At 56.7% G+C, this 15,746-nt stretch carries 14 protein-coding genes and 1 pseudogene; 6 read left to right on the forward strand and 9 right to left on the reverse strand.

Going from position 1 to position 15,746, the window contains the following annotated elements:
- Positions 1-36: 36 nt before the first annotated feature.
- Positions 37-285, reverse strand: a complete 249-nt coding sequence (locus tag TAN611_RS11165) for a hypothetical protein (RefSeq protein ID WP_203067708.1) — start codon at positions 283-285, stop codon at positions 37-39.
- Between the two features lie 258 nt (positions 286-543).
- On the opposite strand from TAN611_RS11165, the gene zntB reads away from it, so the two are divergent.
- The gene (gene zntB, locus TAN611_RS11170; RefSeq protein WP_105231058.1) at positions 544-1,527 is read left to right on the forward strand and encodes a zinc transporter ZntB; all 984 of its coding nucleotides are present in this window, start codon (positions 544-546) and stop codon (positions 1,525-1,527) included.
- Positions 1,528-1,783: 256 nt separating this feature from the next.
- Here zntB and TAN611_RS11175 read toward each other — a convergent pair whose 3' ends face one another.
- From TAN611_RS11175 to nifJ, 5 genes and pseudogenes are all read right to left on the reverse strand, one after another.
- Positions 1,784-2,182: a VOC family protein gene (locus tag TAN611_RS11175; protein WP_105231059.1), complete on the reverse strand. Its 399-nt coding sequence runs from the start codon at positions 2,180-2,182 to the stop codon at positions 1,784-1,786.
- Between the two features lie 148 nt (positions 2,183-2,330).
- Positions 2,331-3,269, reverse strand: coding sequence for a tRNA 2-thiocytidine(32) synthetase TtcA (ttcA, locus tag TAN611_RS11180; RefSeq protein WP_105231060.1), 939 nt, complete (start codon positions 3,267-3,269; stop codon positions 2,331-2,333).
- A gap of 163 nt (positions 3,270-3,432) precedes the next feature.
- Positions 3,433-3,642, reverse strand: a pseudogene (locus TAN611_RS23510) (site-specific integrase); the annotation flags it as partial.
- Positions 3,643-3,982: 340 nt separating this feature from the next.
- A complete protein-coding gene (locus TAN611_RS11185) occupies positions 3,983-4,510 on the reverse strand; it encodes a DUF2778 domain-containing protein (RefSeq protein ID WP_203067709.1) in 528 nt (175 codons plus the stop codon).
- Positions 4,511-4,788: 278 nt separating this feature from the next.
- Positions 4,789-8,322, reverse strand: a complete 3,534-nt coding sequence (gene nifJ / locus TAN611_RS11190; RefSeq protein ID WP_203067710.1) for a pyruvate:ferredoxin (flavodoxin) oxidoreductase — start codon at positions 8,320-8,322, stop codon at positions 4,789-4,791.
- 275 nt (positions 8,323-8,597) lie between these two features.
- Here nifJ and TAN611_RS11195 point away from each other — a divergent pair, with 275 nt between their 5' ends.
- The gene (locus TAN611_RS11195) at positions 8,598-8,930 is read left to right on the forward strand and encodes a multidrug efflux SMR transporter (RefSeq protein ID WP_105231063.1); all 333 of its coding nucleotides are present in this window, start codon (positions 8,598-8,600) and stop codon (positions 8,928-8,930) included.
- A 527-nt stretch (positions 8,931-9,457) separates the two neighbouring features.
- Positions 9,458-9,718, forward strand: coding sequence for a DUF333 domain-containing protein (locus TAN611_RS11200; RefSeq protein WP_105233326.1), 261 nt, complete (start codon positions 9,458-9,460; stop codon positions 9,716-9,718).
- Between the two features lie 27 nt (positions 9,719-9,745).
- Here the strand turns inward: TAN611_RS11200 and hslJ are convergent, their stop codons facing one another.
- Positions 9,746-10,177, reverse strand: a complete 432-nt coding sequence (gene hslJ / locus TAN611_RS11205; protein ID WP_105231064.1) for a heat shock protein HslJ — start codon at positions 10,175-10,177, stop codon at positions 9,746-9,748.
- Between the two features lie 33 nt (positions 10,178-10,210).
- A complete protein-coding gene (locus TAN611_RS11210; protein ID WP_105231065.1) occupies positions 10,211-11,203 on the reverse strand; it encodes a 2-hydroxyacid dehydrogenase in 993 nt (330 codons plus the stop codon).
- Between the two features lie 447 nt (positions 11,204-11,650).
- Between TAN611_RS11210 and TAN611_RS11215 the strand changes: the two genes are divergently transcribed.
- From TAN611_RS11215 to TAN611_RS11225, 3 genes are read left to right on the forward strand one after another with little or no spacing between them, the layout of a single operon-like run.
- Positions 11,651-14,263, forward strand: a complete 2,613-nt coding sequence (locus TAN611_RS11215) for a YdbH family protein (protein ID WP_203067711.1) — start codon at positions 11,651-11,653, stop codon at positions 14,261-14,263.
- Entirely contained in the window at positions 14,260-14,457 is a 198-nt protein-coding gene (locus TAN611_RS11220) for a YnbE family lipoprotein (protein ID WP_105231067.1), read from the forward strand. The genes TAN611_RS11215 and TAN611_RS11220 overlap by 4 nt, the downstream gene beginning before the upstream one ends.
- A gap of 11 nt (positions 14,458-14,468) precedes the next feature.
- Positions 14,469-14,792, forward strand: coding sequence for a YdbL family protein (locus tag TAN611_RS11225; protein WP_111737131.1), 324 nt, complete (start codon positions 14,469-14,471; stop codon positions 14,790-14,792).
- A gap of 56 nt (positions 14,793-14,848) precedes the next feature.
- Here the strand turns inward: TAN611_RS11225 and TAN611_RS11230 are convergent, their stop codons facing one another.
- Positions 14,849-15,454 (reverse strand): FMN-dependent NADH-azoreductase, encoded by a 606-nt coding sequence (locus TAN611_RS11230; protein ID WP_105231069.1) that lies wholly within the window; start codon positions 15,452-15,454, stop codon positions 14,849-14,851.
- Positions 15,455-15,746 lie beyond the last annotated feature (292 nt).

The following is a 15,746-nucleotide window of genomic DNA, read 5'->3' on the forward strand; positions in this document are numbered from 1 at the left end:
GTTTTTTTGTTCTCACACGGTCCTCAGCTGACGGCGTTAAAGAACTTCTCTCAGGGTATCAACGACAACGCGGCCAGCCATGTCGGTCTGAGTCACACGGTAGGAGGTTGGGTAGGAACGGCGGGTACTCAGGTGGTCATACACGGAAACCTTGCCGATGGGGTTTCCGCCGGCGTCCTTAACGATAAATTCGCTAATCTCTTCCTGACCTTGGTGACGCAGCTGGATGTGATTAACCTTCTCCAGCGTATGGCTTTTATCTATTTTCAAATGGTCTCTTAACATAACTACACTACCTCCTCGTAGGTAGACGCAAGTATATGCCGATGAAAATTGAGGTAAACCTACTTTTGTTTATTTTTTATTGTTGTTTGGAATTAAAAAAGATGTGGAAATGTTAATGAATCATAAAGGGCAATAATTACCCGCTGAGGTGCGGCTTTTTTGCCCGCTTTTGACACCGCTGCTTACCGGCTTCTTCTTTGATTTAAAAAGCATAAAGACTAAACTTTGCGCTAATGAATAAAAATAAGAGGGTGGCAAATGGACGTCATTGACGGCAGCCAGCTACAAATTGCCGATGCGGTGTATGCGTTTCGGCTGGATGGCAAGGGCGGCGTAACGCCGATTGGCCCGCAGGATAGCATCACCAGTCAGCAGCCTTGCTGGCTGCATCTGGATTATGCTCATCCGGCAAGTTTGCAATGGCTGAGCGAAACGCCGCTGCTGCCGGATTCTGTACGCGATGCGCTGGCCGGCGACAGCTCCCGGCCGCGGGTGACGCGGCAGGGGGACGGCACGATGATTACGCTGCGCGGCATCAACTTTAATGTTAATTCCCGTCCTGACCAGCTGGTGACTTTTCGCGTGTTTATCACCGATAAGATGATTGTCTCCACGCGTCACCGTAAAGTGTATTCCATTGATGAGGTGGTCAACGAACTGCAAAACGGCGTGGGGCCGACCGACTGTGGCAACTGGCTGGTGGAAATCAGCGATGCGCTGACCGACCATGCCAGCGAGTTTATCGAGGAGTTGCACGATAAAATTATCGATCTGGAAGATGCGCTGCTGGATCAGCAGGTCCCCGAACGCGGCCAGTTGGCGCTGATTCGCAAGCAGCTGATTGTGTTGCGCCGCTATATGGCGCCGCAGCGGGATGTCTTTTCTCGCCTGGCCAGCGACCGCCTGAGCTGGATGAGCGATGACGACCGCCGGCGTATGCAGGATATTGCCGACCGACTGGGGCGCGGTCTGGACGATCTGGACGGCAGCATTGCGCGTACGGCGATACTCGCCGATGAAATCACCACCGTGATGGCGGATGCCATGAACCGGCGTACCTACACGATGTCGCTGCTGGCGATGGTGTTTCTGCCAGCCACCTTCCTGACGGGGCTGTTCGGCGTCAACCTGGGCGGTATTCCCGGCGGTGACAAACCCTTCGGCTTTGCGCTGTTTTGCCTGCTTTTGGTGGCGTTGGGAGCGGGCGTAGCCTGGTGGCTGAAACGTCGCCGCTGGCTGTAGTCATCGGAGAAGAAAATACGGCAAAACCTGATTAAAGTTGCGCGAAATCAACATTTGCCGTCGGAGAATGCGGCATTATTCTTCCCGCAGGTGAATGCAACGTCAAGCGATGGGCGTTGCGCTCCATAATTGTCTTACTTTCTTATTTTTAGAATTACTGCATAGCAAATTTGATTCACACGATGCCGGTGTTATCACCGGCATTTTTTTCGTCTTTTTTCCGCGCGGTCAGGCTGCTGTTGACCACGATACCGAACTAGGCCGCCGCTTCATCCCAGAAGCTGGCTTCAATTTTATGCCCGTCCAGATCGCGGACAAAACAGCCGTAATATTGCTCGCCGTAGTGCGGCCTGGAGCCGGGGGCGCCCTCATCCGTTGCGCCGGCCTGCAGCGCCTGACGATAGAATTCATCAACCTGCTGTTTGCTGGTGGCGAAAAAACCGATATGGACGCCGTTGCCGATGCTGGCGAGTTTGCCGTCGAGCGGGGTTTGCAGCCAGAATTCGGGGTAGTCGCGGCCATAACCGATGGCGCCATGGTGCTCCAGCACGCGGCGACAGCCCAAGGCGGACAGTACCCGATCGTAAAAATCCGCCGCCTGGTCGAAATGGTTGGTTCCGATGGAGACGTGGGACAGACAAGGGGTGATATTCATCGGTAAGTAAACTCCATATTACTGTATGAAAAAACAGTATAGAGCAAAGCCGATGACGACAGGCGGTTTTTTAGCGTCAAATGTGAGCGGGATCGTAAAGCTCGGCGGGGGAAAACGCCATCCGCCGCAGGGTGGATGGCGTGTAGACTTACTTGATTTCCAATACGTTCAGCCGTTCAGGTGCGGCGACGATCTCGTCAGCCTCTGCGGCTTGCCAGCCGGCCGGCTGCAGCGGCAGCTCTTCGCGATCGAACGCCAGATCGCCGCCGTTTACCACTTCGTCGCCGTGCTGAATGCCTTTGAAGTCAAACAGTTCGGTATCACACAGGTGCGAAGGCACCACGTTTTGCATTGCGCTGAACATGGTTTCAATACGGCCGGGGTAGCGTTTATCCCAGTCGCGCAGCATATCGCCGATCACCTGGCGCTGCAGGTTCGGCTGTGAACCGCACAGGTTGCAGGGAATGATCGGGAAGGCTTTCGCCTGGGCAAAGCGCTCGATATCTTTCTCACGGCAGTAGGCCAGCGGACGGATCACCACGTGTTTGCCGTCGTCGCTCATCAGCTTGGGCGGCATGCCTTTCATCTTGCCGCCGTAGAACATATTGAGGAACAGCGTCTGCAGAATATCGTCGCGGTGGTGGCCCAGCGCGATTTTGGTGGCACCCAGTTCGCTGGCGGTGCGGTAGAGAATGCCGCGGCGCAGGCGCGAGCACAGTGAGCAGGTGGTTTTGCCTTCTGGAATTTTCTCTTTAACGATGCCGTAGGTATTTTCTTCTACGATCTGATAGTCCACCCCCAGTCCGTCCAGATAGGCCGGCAGGATGTGTTCCGGGAAGCCCGGCTGCTTTTGGTCCAGGTTGACCGCTATCAGCGAGAAGTTAACCGGCGCGCTCTGCTGCAGGTTGCGCAGAATTTCCAACATGGTGTAGCTGTCTTTGCCGCCGGACAGACACACCATGATGCGGTCGCCTTCCTCAATCATATTGAAATCGGCGATGGCCTCGCCTACGTTGCGGCGCAGGCGCTTTTGCAGCTTATTGAGGTTGTACTGTTCTTTCTGGCTCACTGTTTGTTTTTCTGACATTTAAATCGTGCTCGTTCTCATTGGGGTGCACTATGGACATGGCGCCGTTAGCGGCCAGTTTACCATTCAACGGGCGGATAGGAAAAATCCATCCGCGCCCACGGTGCTACATGCAGTGGCATCCTGACCGCAGCGCGATCAACACGGCTCACGGCATAGGTGCAGTTTGGCGAGTATGGTACGGATTACGGCGACGAATGCCAGCACGTTTTACTGCGGCATCCCATCGCGCCCCGATCGAGAATAGCGCATAGTGAGGTGCCTGCTTTCCTTTTGCCATTCGTGGCATGAATACAAACCGCAGACGCTGTTTTTCGCTACGTCCATATTCGCGATGGTGAAAAATAATCACCACTTTACGGTGCAGGCCGGTGCCTCTATTGCTGGCGCGAGTAGGGTAACGATCCGCTGGCGTCCTCTGCCTGGAAGGTGTACTGATAAAAAAAGGCCGGAACTACCGGCCTTTATCCATCCGATTAAATGCTATTATAATTATCTTGTATGCAATAATGGATAGCATTAAATTTATCGGGAAGCATATTAACGTGTAAGTGTAATAAAGCGGTTCCGGGTATCCGCAAAAAAAATCAGATATTCGAGCGGCCGTGCCTTCCGTCATATTTATAATTAGCCATTCATAAATGTATTCGTAAGGTAGCACCAAGCCCAAAGTTATCAGTAGCGCGATGAATAACGCTGTCTTTGCTAATATCTTAAACCACGTCACCATGACTAACCCCACATTCGCCATTGCTTATCACGTCTATAACCCCGTATGATTTAATGTTTTCTTTTAATTTTGTTCCTCTCGTTCTTCGTAGCGCATTGCGTATTACGGCAAAATCGGAATGGTGTTTTAGTGTAATACAGCCGAGGGAAACTGCACCGGGGTGCAATCTGAAATTCCCGCGCCTTACTCCATTTATCCATGTATAGTCGTCTATCGCTCCATCGTCTCGATATAGCCCAAACCAGTCCCAGCTGGGCGTTGGTATATTCCGTGCAAATCTGTTCCATGCATCATAGGGAAATGTTTTAACGTGCCACATGCTGCCACCTGACGGCCTATCAACTATCCAGTATTTGCCAGCGGGGATCGGGCCTGCATTGGGAACCATGCCGCATCCTGGAGTATTCCTGTACGCGCCTTTTCCAGAGAATGCCATAAATGTACCGATGCCATAAATCGTTAACGGAGAATAGTCCGCATCGTTAATTATAAATTTTCCATATAGTGCCATATTTTCTATCCTTGATTCATATCAATAAACGCTATTTTTACACCGAAACAAACATAAACGAATGGATTTTTTTAAAACATCCCCGCATGTTTTTATGAAAAACAGGACTTTTTCTTATTTTTTTATTGGATGTGTAAAGGGAATAAAGGAACGTGTCGAACTAAAAGGGGAAAAAGGCAGTAAAATAGCCTGGGACGTCTATGTTGTTTTATGCAAGCGTTGAGAATTGATGTCACTACCCCAAATGACGGGCGCGCATTCAGCGCGCCCGGTAGGATTTACTCGTTGGCCGATTTTTCCGCCTTGCCGGCCAGCAGACTGAGGAAGTCGTATTTCTGCTGCAACTCCTGCGCGGCCTCCTGATACAACGCGCTGGCGACCTCAGGCTGCAGGCTGTTCAGGCGGCGGAAACGCTGCTCCTTCAGCAAGGTGGCGGCAAGATCGCTGTTCGGCGGCCGTGAATCCAGCGCCAGCGCCGCTTTGCCTTCCTGCGTGCGGCGCGGATCGAAGCGGTACAGCGGCCAGAAACCGCTGGCGGTCAGCTGTTTCATCTGGTCGTGACTCAGCGCCAGATCGTAGCCGTGCTCTTCACACGGGCTGTAGGCGATAATTAGCGACGGGCCGGGGTAGGCTTCCGCCTCCTGAATCGCTTTTACCGTCTGATTCAGCTGCGCACCTAACGAAATCTGCGCCACATACACGTGGCCGTACATCATCATGCTGACGCCGAGGTCCTTACGCGCCTTGCGTTTACCGTGTTCGCCGAATTTGGTCACCGCGCCAAGCGGCGTGGCCTTCGACTGCTGGCCGCCGGTGTTGGAGTAACACTGGGTATCCAGCACCAGCACGTTGACGTTCTCCGTCAGGCTCAGCACGTGGTCCAGCCCGCCAAAACCGATATCATAGGCCCAGCCGTCGCCGCCGATCAGCCAGATGGATTTATCCAGCAGATGATCGGCATCGTCGGCCAGCTGGCGGGCGTTACCGTCATCGAACTGCGCCAGCTGGGTGCGCAGCTCGGCGATTTGCTTCAGCCGCAGGGCGGGTGCGATGTCATCCATCCGCAGCCCGTTGACCAGCTCCGCCGGCAGACGATCGGCCTGCGACGCCAGCAGACGCAAGGCGCGCTGCCGATGCTGATCGACCGTCAGGCGGAAGCCCTGTCCAAATTCGGCGTTGTCCTCGAACAGTGAATTGGCCCAGGCAGGGCCGCGGCCGGCGGCATTGGTGGTGTACGGCGTGGTGGGCAGGTTGCCGCCGTAGATGGACGAACAGCCGGTGGCGTTGGCGATCAGCAAGCGATCGCCGTATAGCTGGGTCAGCAGCTTGATATAAGGCGTTTCGCCGCAGCCGGAACAGGCGCCGGAGTATTCGAACAGCGGCGTAATCAGCTGTGAGGTGCGGATATCGATGCGTTCAAGCTGCGCCGGATCGATTTCCGGCAGCTGCAGGAAGAAGTCGTAATGGGCTTTCTCTTCCGCCAGATGTTCCAGGCGCGAGGCCATATTGATCGCCTTGATCTCCGGCTGCTGGCGATCTTTGGCCGGGCAGACTTCCACGCACAGGTTACAGCCGGTGCAGTCTTCCGGCGCCACCTGCAGCACGTATTTCTGCCCGCGCATATCGCGCGCTTTGACATCCAGCGACTGCAGGCTGGCCGGCGCGTGCTCCATGGCCGCCGGCGGCACGACTTTGGCGCGAATGGCCGAGTGCGGGCAGGCGGCGACGCAGTGGTTGCACTGGGTACAGAGATCCGGCCGCCAGATCGGCACCTCTTCGGCGATATTGCGTTTTTCCCACTGCGTGGTGCCCACCGGCCAGGTGCCGTCCGGCGGGAAGGCGGATACCGGCAGTGCATCTCCCAGCCCGGCCAGCATCGCCGCCGTGACGGTTTTGACGAAGTCCGGCGCGGCGTCGGCCACCACCGGCGGGCGTTGCGGGCTGGCGGGGTTGACGGAGCGCAGCGGAATGGCGGTCAGCGCCTGGCGCGTTGCCCCCAGCGCCTGCCAGTTGCGCTCGACGATCTCCTGGCCTTTGCTGCTGTAGCTGCGGGCAATGGCGTCCTGCAGCTGTTGCAGAGCGACGTCATCCGGCAGAACCTGCGTCAGATGGAAAAATGCCATCTGCATCACGGTGTTGATGCGCGCGCCAAGCTGGCATTCGCGCGCCAGTTTGGCCGCGTTGATAATATAGAAGCGCGCCTGGCGTTGCTGAAGCAGCGCCTGTACTTCCTGCGGCAGCCGGTCCCACACTTCGTCAGCGCCGTAAGGGGTATTGAGCAGAAAAATCCCGCCGTCTTTCAGACGTTCGACCATCTGGTATTTATCGATAAACTGCGCCTGGTGGCAGCCGATAAAATCGGCGCGGCTGACCAGATAGGCGGAATTGATCGGCCGTTCGCTGACGCGCAGGTGCGACACCGTCAGGCCGCCGGCCTTTTTCGAATCGTAGACAAAGTAGCCCTGGGCAAACAGCGGCGTTCCGTTGCCGATGATTTTGATATTGTTCTTGGTCGCTGAGACGGAGCCGTCACTGCCGAGGCCGTAAAACAGCGCCTCCAGCGTGGCGTGAGAGGGGAGCGGATTATCATGCAGCGGCAGCGACAGCCCGCTGACGTCATCAAAGATGCCGACGGTGAAACGCGGGCGTGGCCGTTCCTGTTCCAGTTCGGCAAACACCGCCAGCGCACAGTCGGGGCCGAACTCTTTGGATGACAGGCCGTAGCGGCCGCCGATCGTCAGCGGCAGGGTATCGCGCTCACCGCGGCTGAAGGCTTCGGCCAGCGCGCTCATCACATCCAGATACAGCGGTTCGGCCGGCGCACCCGGTTCTTTGGTGCGGTCCAGCACGGCGATTTTCCGCACGCTGGCCGGCAGCGTCTCCAGCAGGTGGGCCGCCGAGAACGGGCGGAACAGACGCACCTTCACCATACCGACCTTTTCACCGCGCGCCAGCAGCGCATCAATCACTTCTTCACAGGTGCCGATTGCCGACCCCATCAGTATCACCACCCGCTGCGCATCGGGGTGGCCGTAGTATTCAAACGGCTGATACTGCCGACCGGTCAGCGCGGCGAACTGCGTCATCGCCTCGCTGACGTGGCGATAGGTTTGCGCGTACCACGGGTTGGCGGCCTCGCGGGACTGGAAGTAAGTATCCGGATTGGCGGAGGTGCCGCGTACCACCGGGCGTTCCGGCGACAGCGCCCGGGCGCGGTGGGCGGCGATCGCCGCCTGCGGCATCATCTGCCGCAGGGTATCGTCGCTGAGCGGCACGATTTTGTTGATCTCGTGCGAGGTGCGGAAGCCGTCGAAGAAATGAATAAACGGAATACGGCTGTTGAGGGTTGCCGTCTGCGAGATTAAGGCAAAATCCTGCGCCTCCTGCACATTGCTGGCGCACAGCATGGCGCAGCCGGTCTGGCGTACCGCCATCACGTCCGAATGGTCGCCGAAGATCGACAGGGCATGGGTGGCCACCGTACGCGCGGCGACGTGCAGCACAAACGGCGTCAGTTCGCCGGCCAGTTTATACAGCGTCGGGATCATCAATAATAATCCCTGCGAGGAGGTAAACGATGTCGACAGCGCGCCGGTCTGCAGGGCGCCGTGCACGGTGGCGATCGCGCCGCCTTCCGACTGCATTTCTACCACCCGTGGTGTATCCCCCCAAATATTCTGGCGGCCGTCACCGGACCAGGCGTCCGCGTGCTCGGCCATGGTGGAGCTGGGCGTAATAGGATAAATTGCGATGACTTCGCTGGTGCGGTAAGCCACCGACGCAACGGCATGGTTGCCATCTGTCGTAATCATGGAAAGTACCTTATTTCAGCCATGGCGTTGCGCCATGCGGAAAAAAATGCCCTGGAGCCGGGTGAAAAAAACAGCGTTAAATAAAGTCTAGCAGAGGGAAAATCGCGTTCTTTATCACGTTTGTGTGCAGAGCGCGGTTTCAGCGTCGGAACGTTGTAACCTGATATGTCGCAAGGAAATCGCATTATCCGCTGGCGGTGGCGGTGCGGTTTAACCATAATTTAGCGCTTTATTGCCATCATGGCGGCGTTGGCTATTAACAGAGAGCGGGACAAATGACGGGATTAATGTATTTAACCATGGCGATTATCGCCGAGGTGGTTGCCACCACCATGCTGAAGGCGTCGGAAGGGTTCACCCGCCTGTGGCCCTCGCTGGTGGTGGTGCTGGGCTATGGCGTGGCCTTTTGGGGCCTGTCGATGGTGGTGAAAAGCATGCCGCTGGGCATTGTGTATGCGATCTGGTCCGGCATGGGCGTCGTTTTGGTGTCTATCGCTGCGGTATTTATTTATAACCAGAAACTCGACTGGCCGGCAATTATCGGCATGGGATTAATCGTCGCCGGAGTATTGGTGATTAACCTATTGTCAAAAACCAGCGCTCACTAATATTACGATGAATAAAAAAGCCCGCATGACGTTAATCATGCGGGGTGAAGAGCTCAGTTAATTAACTGAAAAATAGTGGAATGCTAATCTCTTAGCGCCTATAGCATACGCGCTGAGCCGCACTTTCAACGTGGCAGAAAATGCGGCGTGCCGTGCTGCTGCCCAGCACGCGCCGACGGCCGTTTGCGCCGTAATTCTGCCTGCGACCGATGGTGATAAGGAGTGTCTGACAGTGATAAAGTTTCGGCTGGCGCAAAAAAGCGCAAAATAATGGCGGCGATGTATTCTCATTATTAAACGAACAGGCTAAATTAAATACACCCGTCATACTCCAAGTTACAGGTGTGTTGGCCGCATTCAGTCACCCGAATCACTTACCGAGTAAGTTTATCAGGGTTACTTCTCTTGCTGCCTTCCTGCAACTTGAATTATTTCGGGTACAGGTTTGTATTAATTGCACGATCATATGCCCATCAAGAGGCGTTGTTATTTTTTATATAATCAGGTTCAGGAGAAAAACAATGGCAATGCAAATACACAAATGGTCGCTGGCCGGCGCCGTTTTGCTGCTGGCCGCGTGCAGCAGCAATAATGATGAACCGCAGCAGCAGGGCACCAGCGCCAGAATTGACCACTTACCGACCAGCGCACACTGCGCCAACGTCGGCGGCACCACCACCATTGCCCATACGCTGAATGGCGAGGCGGTCAGAATGTGTCAGATGCCGGACGGCAAGCAGTGCGAGGAGTGGGCATTAGGTCAGGGGGCCTGCGCCAGCGCCGGCTAAACGCCGCCCCCGGAGGATAATGCGGGCTTATTGCACCCAGTCTTTCAGGGTATAGACCAGCGTGTGTTTACCGTCGCTCAGTGTCAGCTGCTGGGCATCCAGCGTGACGCGCGCGCCGTTATTCAGCACGCTGCCGATGACCTGATCCCACTGGTTACGCAGCGGGTCGGCACACATCATTCGCGTCGAGGCCAGGTTTTTAACCGTCAGCACGCCGTTGTCCAACTGGCCGTTGCCGAAGAAGCGGTTGCACATTGAACCGGAGATATGCATCTTCTCGCCGAATTCAATGCTTGGCCCGCGCCCCTGTTGTGCATTGGCGGCGACGCCGTCCACGCTCTGCAGCACAAAGTTGTGATGCAGCAGATCGCTTTCCTGTACCGGCTTGCCGGCAGGCGTACCGCCGGCGCAGCCGGCCAGCAGCGTACTGGCCAGCGCCAGCGGGATCCATGATTTCATTGTTGCTCTCCTGAGGTTGTTGTTCCCTGTGTTTCAGCCATGCAGCTGGTTGGCGCAGGGTTCGCCGCGCGTCAGCTGATCGATATTCTGCAGTGTGGTTTCAGAAATGCTGGTCAACGCCTCTTCCGTCAGGAAGGCCTGGTGGCCGGTAAACAGCACGTTATGGCAGGCCGACAGCCGGCGGAAGATATCATCCTGAATCACGTCGTTGGATTTGTCCTCAAAGAACAGATCGCGTTCGTTTTCATACACGTCCATGCCGAGCGCACCGATTTTCTGCTGTTTGAGCGCGTCGATGGCGGCGGCGGAATCAACCAGGCCACCGCGGCTGGTATTGATGATCATCACGCCGTCTTTCATCATGGCAAAGGCCTGCGCGTCCAGCAGGTGATGATTTTCCGGCGTCAGCGGGCAGTGCAAAGTGATAACGTCCGATTGGGCGTACAGCGTCGGCAGATCGACGTATTCCGCGCCCAGTTCCAGCGCCTGTGCGCTGGGGTAAGGGTCGTAGGCCAGCAGCTTCATGCCGAAGCCTTTCAGAATACGCATGGTAGCCACGCCGATTTTACCGGTGCCGATCACCCCGGCGGTACGGTTATGCATATTAAAGCCGATCAGTCCTTCCAGGGAGAAGTTGGCGTCGCGGGTGCGCTGGTAGGCGCGATGGATGCGACGGTTCAGGCTCATCATCAGACCGACGGCGTGTTCCGCCACCGCTTCCGGCGAATAGGCCGGTACGCGCACCACCTTGATGCCGAGCTGCTGTGCGGCGGCCAGGTCGACATTGTTAAAACCGGCGCAGCGCAGCGCCAGAATCTCTACGCCTAACGCCGCCAGCTCTTCCAGCACTTCGCGGCTGCCGTCATCGTTGACGAAAATACACACCGCCTTGCAGCCGATTGCGGTTTTGGCCGTTTTCTTACTGAGCAGAAAATCAAAAAACTCAAGTTCGTAACCAAACTGCTGATTTACCAACTCAAGGTATTTGCGGTCATACTGTTTTGTGCTGTATATCGCCAGTTTCATTGTGGTTTCTCCACCGAGAATATTATGGCTAGTTTAGTGTTTTTTGCCAATTTTGACAATTAGTTAGCCATTATGGACCGGGTGGGGATAGGGGACGGCGCGGGCAAAAAAATCCCCACATTCATGGTGGGGAAATGGCTTCTTCATATATACCATCACGCTAGGATACGGTGGGTATACAACTTACTTATTAGAATCATTGCCAGACTATTAATCATCAGCAGCAACGACAATAACAAAAGTCTGAAATGCGCCGTGCGCCAGGCGGCTAATATGTAAGCAAAATCGACAAATGACGGATAAAGATCGGTGAAAATGGCAGAAAGGGGCTTCCCGTGTCCTATCTAACTTCACCCTGGTCTAAAATCATGCCATCATAATTCCCCTTTCCGGCATAGACTTAATGCAACTGCGGGCATGCTTATCTAGGAATGAAGCAATCATTTAATGGCTAAACGATTGAGAATATTCATAGGGATTGTGGTGGCTATCCTGATCCTGCTGTTGGTGCTGTGGCAAACGGTGCCGCGCTGGCTGCCGCGCGTGGCGGCGTACTGGCTACCGGCAGGCAGCCAACTGACGCTGCAGGGGCCGCTGCGCTGGCAAAACGGTGGCCTATCGTTGCCGGGGGCGCAATATAAAGTGCAGCAGTGCCTGCTGGCCGATTTGGGCGCGACGCGTCTGCATTATCGCGGCGGTCGCTGGCTGCTGGACAGCGACAAACTTAGCGTTGACAGCGCCTGCCTGAGCCAGTTGCCCGCCGGCGAAGACGACGGCGCGCCGCTGACCCTGGATGCGCTGCAGCGCCAGTTGCCGGCGCTCGATCTGAGCATCAACCAACTCTCTATCCTGCCCTGGCAGCACTATGCCGGCAAACTGCAGCTGCATAATACCGCTGCGGGCCAACGGCTGTTTTATCAGGGTAAAAATCTCAAGGCGGAAGCGCTGCTGAATAACCAGCAGCAGCTGGCAATCTCTTCGCTGAATGTACTGCCGCCCAATAGCCCACATCCGCTGCGGTTCAGCGGCGATATCACCATAGCGCGCGATTTCGCCGCACTGCCGCCGCAGGGCAAACTGCGGGGCGAGGTGCAAACCGCCTATCTGCAGCAGCCGCTGCTGATGGACATTAACTGGCATCAGGGGCAAGGGGTGGTGACGCTGACGGAAAAAGGCGATAAGCAACCGCTGGCAACCTTGCCCTGGTCGGTCACGCCGCAGCAAATCCGCATCGACAAAGGCGAATGGCGCTGGCCGTATATTGACCAGCCGCTAAGCGGCGGCGTCAACATTGCGCTGCATGACTGGAGCAAAGGACTGGATGAAACGCAAATCAGCGCTCGGCTGAATGTGATCACCGCCGGGCACAACGGCAAGGGCAATGCGGTGTTGACGCTGGGGCCGGGCAGCGTTGGCCTGACGCGCAGCAATCTCGACTTCCAACTGACCGGGCAGGCCAATCTGGCCGATTTTTCCCTGACGGCGTCGATTCCCGGCGTGGTCAGCGGTTCTATTCTCAACCCGACGCTGGAGCTGCGGCCCGGTTCGCTGCTGCGCGCCTGGGGCAACGCCTCGCCGGAAATGAAGCTGGAAGAGGCGCGTCTGCCGCTGGCCGGGGTAAAAGTCACCGCCAATGGCATTACCGGCCGTCTGCAGTCGATTATTCGCGCCAGCGACAGCTATTGGGGACGTTTCAGACTGCATCTGGACGGTCTGGCGCAAGATTTCTGGCCGGACAAAGGGCGCTGGCAGTGGCGCTATTGGGGCAACGGCCAGCTGCCGCCGCTACAGGCGAAGTGGGACGTGGCGGGCAGCGGCGACTGGCAGGACAGCCTCCTGACGCTCGATCGCCTCTCCACCGGCTTTGATCGGCTGAAATATGGCATGGTCACGGTGGCCGCGCCGCGCCTGACGCTGAACAAGCCGCTGCGCTGGCAGCGCGATGACGCACTCCCGTCGCTGAACGGTGAACTGCAGCTGGTGGCGGATAAGGTCAGTTTCAACGGCGGCGGTCATCTGCCGGCGTCGACGCTGGCGCTGCGGCTGCAGGGGCGCGATCCGCAGAACTTCCAGTGGCAGGGTAAGTTGCAGGCGCAGGATATCGGGCCGATTGCGCTGCGCGGCCGCTGGGACGGTGAGCGCCTGCGCGGGGAAGGCTGGTGGCCGAAGCAGCGCCTGGCGGTGTTCCAGCCGTTGTTGGCGCCGGATCTGAATATTACGCTGCGCGACGGCGAGTTTTACGCCCAGGCGGCATTCTCCGCCGCGCGTGAACAGGGCTTCGCCGCCGGCGGCCACTGGGTGGTGAAAAACGGCGGCATGTGGATGAAGGACGGCGAAATGAGCGGTCTGGATTTCGTCATGTCTTACCGGCTGCAGAACCACCAGTGGCTGCTGGGTGCCAAGCAGCCGGTGACGCTGCGCATTAAATCGCTGAGTAACCTGTTTGAGATGCAGAACATCACCGCGAATCTGCAGGGTTACTACCCCTACAGTGAACGCCAGCCGCTGACGCTGAGCAATGTCGGCGTGGATATGCTGAACGGCCACATCGGCCTGTCGGCGCTGCGCCTGCCGCAGCATGACGCTGCGGTGCTGAAGCTGGATCGCGTCGACCTCAGCGCGCTGTTTACCGCGCTGAAGCCGAAACAGTTCGCCATGTCCGGCCGAGTGAACGGCGAGCTGCCGCTGTACCTGAATAACTCGCAATGGCTGGTGCGCAACGGCTGGATCGCCAACGCCGGCCTGCTGACGCTGCGGCTGGATAAGGATATGGCCGACGCCATCGCCAGCAACAATATGGCGACCGGCGCGGCCATCGACTGGTTGCGCTATATGGAAATTCATCGCTCACAGGCCAGGGTCGATCTCGACAACCTGGGCGTACTGACGTTAACGGCCAGAATCGACGGGGTTAACCCGCAGAAAAACGCCAAACGAGAGGTTATTTTGAACTATAGCCATCAGGAAAACGTGTTTCAGCTGTGGCGCAGCCTGCGCTTTGGCGACAACCTGCAGGAGTGGCTGGAACAGGCCCTCGCACAACCAGGGGAACAACCATGAAGATCATCACCGGGCCGGCTCTGGCGGCCGTTGTCGGCAGCGTGCTGCTCAGCGGTTGCGTGCCGCGTATTGAGGTGGCGACGCCGAAAGAGCCGATCACCATCAATATGAACGTCAAGATCGAACATGAAATCCATATCAAAGTGGATAAAGACGTTGAAAATATGCTGAAAAACCGCAGCGATCTGTTCTAGGAGTGGGGTAAATGAAAAAGCGATATTTATGGCTGATTGGCGCCGGCTGGCTGCTGAGCGGCAGCGTGATGGCGTTGACGCTGGACGAGGCGAAACAGCAGGGGCGCGTCGGCGAAACGCTGAGCGGCTATGTCGCACCGCTGAAACAGGATAACGATACGCTGGCGCTGGTGAAACGCATCAACGATGGTCGAACGGAACAGTATCAGAAGATTGCCGAGGGCAACCATATTGCGCTGGACGATGTGGCGCGCATGACCGGGCAGAAGCTGGTGGCGCGTGCGGCGTCGGGGGAATACGTGCGCGGCATTAACGGCCAGTGGCTGAAGAAATAACAGAAATAACAGGCAGGGAAATCGTTGAGGGCGCACGCGGCGCCCTCGACGGTTTATCAGGCGGTGAGCACCTGAGTCAGCACAGCTTTGGCGTCATCCTGTGCTTTGCCGGCAACGTCCGGGCCATAGGCCACGCCTTCGACAAACACGAATTCCACGTCGGTGATGCCGATGAAGCCCAGGAACAGGCGCAGGTAAGGTTCAACCAGGTCGGTTGGCGTACCTTTGTGAACGCCGCCGCGGCTGGTCAGGATAATCGCACGTTTGCCTTTCACCAGGCCTTCCGGACCGTTTTCGGTGTAGCGGAAGGTCACGCCGGCGCGGGCAATCAGGTCGAAGTAGTTTTTCAACTGGGTTGAAATATTGAAGTTGTACATCGGCGCGGCGATGACGATGGTGTCGTTGGCCTGCAGCTCGGCGATCAGCTCATCGGACAGCGCCAGCGCTTCTTGCTGACGCGGGGTCAGCGGCGCGTCGGAAGGGCGCATGGCGCCGACCAGTTCGCCATCCAGCACCGGCACCGGGTTAGCCGCCAGGTCACGTACGGTGATGGTGTCGCCGCCGTGGTTTTTGCTCCACTGCTCAACGAAGAAGTCGCTCAGTTGGTTAGACTGTGAGTAGTTTGCCAGGATGCTCGATTTCAGAACCAGTAATTTGCTCATCGTAAATTCCTTACGTAATCGTAATACCCGCCGTGTTAAGGCCGTTGGGTGAGGATGGGGAACTGCAGGACTTAGCGCCCCTCGCATGGATTACACTCTATTTGGCTTTTGCCTACAGGGATAGCGGAATATTTCGAGACCTTTGTTCGATTTTATTGAAAGACAATTGCCTGCGGAAACAGAGGGGTTATGGAGAAAAAACGCCTTGTGTTACTCTGTCGGGCTAACAGCGTTGTGATGCTGAACTTATTTAAATGGCGTTGCCGACCAGCCGTTGCGCAGCGCGGAAACA

Origin of the sequence: Serratia sp. Tan611, assembly GCF_905188235.1 — a bacterium.
GTDB classification, from domain to species: Bacteria; Pseudomonadota; Gammaproteobacteria; order Enterobacterales; family Enterobacteriaceae; genus Serratia_B; species Serratia_B rhizosphaerae.

Bases quoted from the DNA above. Each gene is read 5' to 3' on its own strand.
- nifJ (WP_203067710.1), bottom strand. From the start codon at position 8,322: ATGATTACGACAGATGGCAACCATGCCGTTGCGTCGGTGGCTTACCGC.
- TAN611_RS11185 (WP_203067709.1), bottom strand. From the start codon at position 4,510: ATGGCACTATATGGAAAATTTATAATTAACGATGCGGACTATTCTCCG.
- TAN611_RS11230 (WP_105231069.1), bottom strand. From the start codon at position 15,454: ATGAGCAAATTACTGGTTCTGAAATCGAGCATCCTGGCAAACTACTCA.
- hslJ (WP_105231064.1), bottom strand. From the start codon at position 10,177: ATGAAATCATGGATCCCGCTGGCGCTGGCCAGTACGCTGCTGGCCGGC.
- TAN611_RS11225 (WP_111737131.1), top strand. From the start codon at position 14,469: ATGAAAAAGCGATATTTATGGCTGATTGGCGCCGGCTGGCTGCTGAGC.
- TAN611_RS11165 (WP_203067708.1), bottom strand. From the start codon at position 285: ATGTTAAGAGACCATTTGAAAATAGATAAAAGCCATACGCTGGAGAAG.
- TAN611_RS11215 (WP_203067711.1), top strand. From the start codon at position 11,651: ATGGCTAAACGATTGAGAATATTCATAGGGATTGTGGTGGCTATCCTG.
- TAN611_RS11220 (WP_105231067.1), top strand. From the start codon at position 14,260: ATGAAGATCATCACCGGGCCGGCTCTGGCGGCCGTTGTCGGCAGCGTG.
- TAN611_RS11175 (WP_105231059.1), bottom strand. From the start codon at position 2,182: ATGAATATCACCCCTTGTCTGTCCCACGTCTCCATCGGAACCAACCAT.
- TAN611_RS11200 (WP_105233326.1), top strand. From the start codon at position 9,458: ATGCAAATACACAAATGGTCGCTGGCCGGCGCCGTTTTGCTGCTGGCC.
- TAN611_RS11210 (WP_105231065.1), bottom strand. From the start codon at position 11,203: ATGAAACTGGCGATATACAGCACAAAACAGTATGACCGCAAATACCTT.
- ttcA (WP_105231060.1), bottom strand. From the start codon at position 3,269: ATGTCAGAAAAACAAACAGTGAGCCAGAAAGAACAGTACAACCTCAAT.
- TAN611_RS11195 (WP_105231063.1), top strand. From the start codon at position 8,598: ATGACGGGATTAATGTATTTAACCATGGCGATTATCGCCGAGGTGGTT.
- zntB (WP_105231058.1), top strand. From the start codon at position 544: ATGGACGTCATTGACGGCAGCCAGCTACAAATTGCCGATGCGGTGTAT.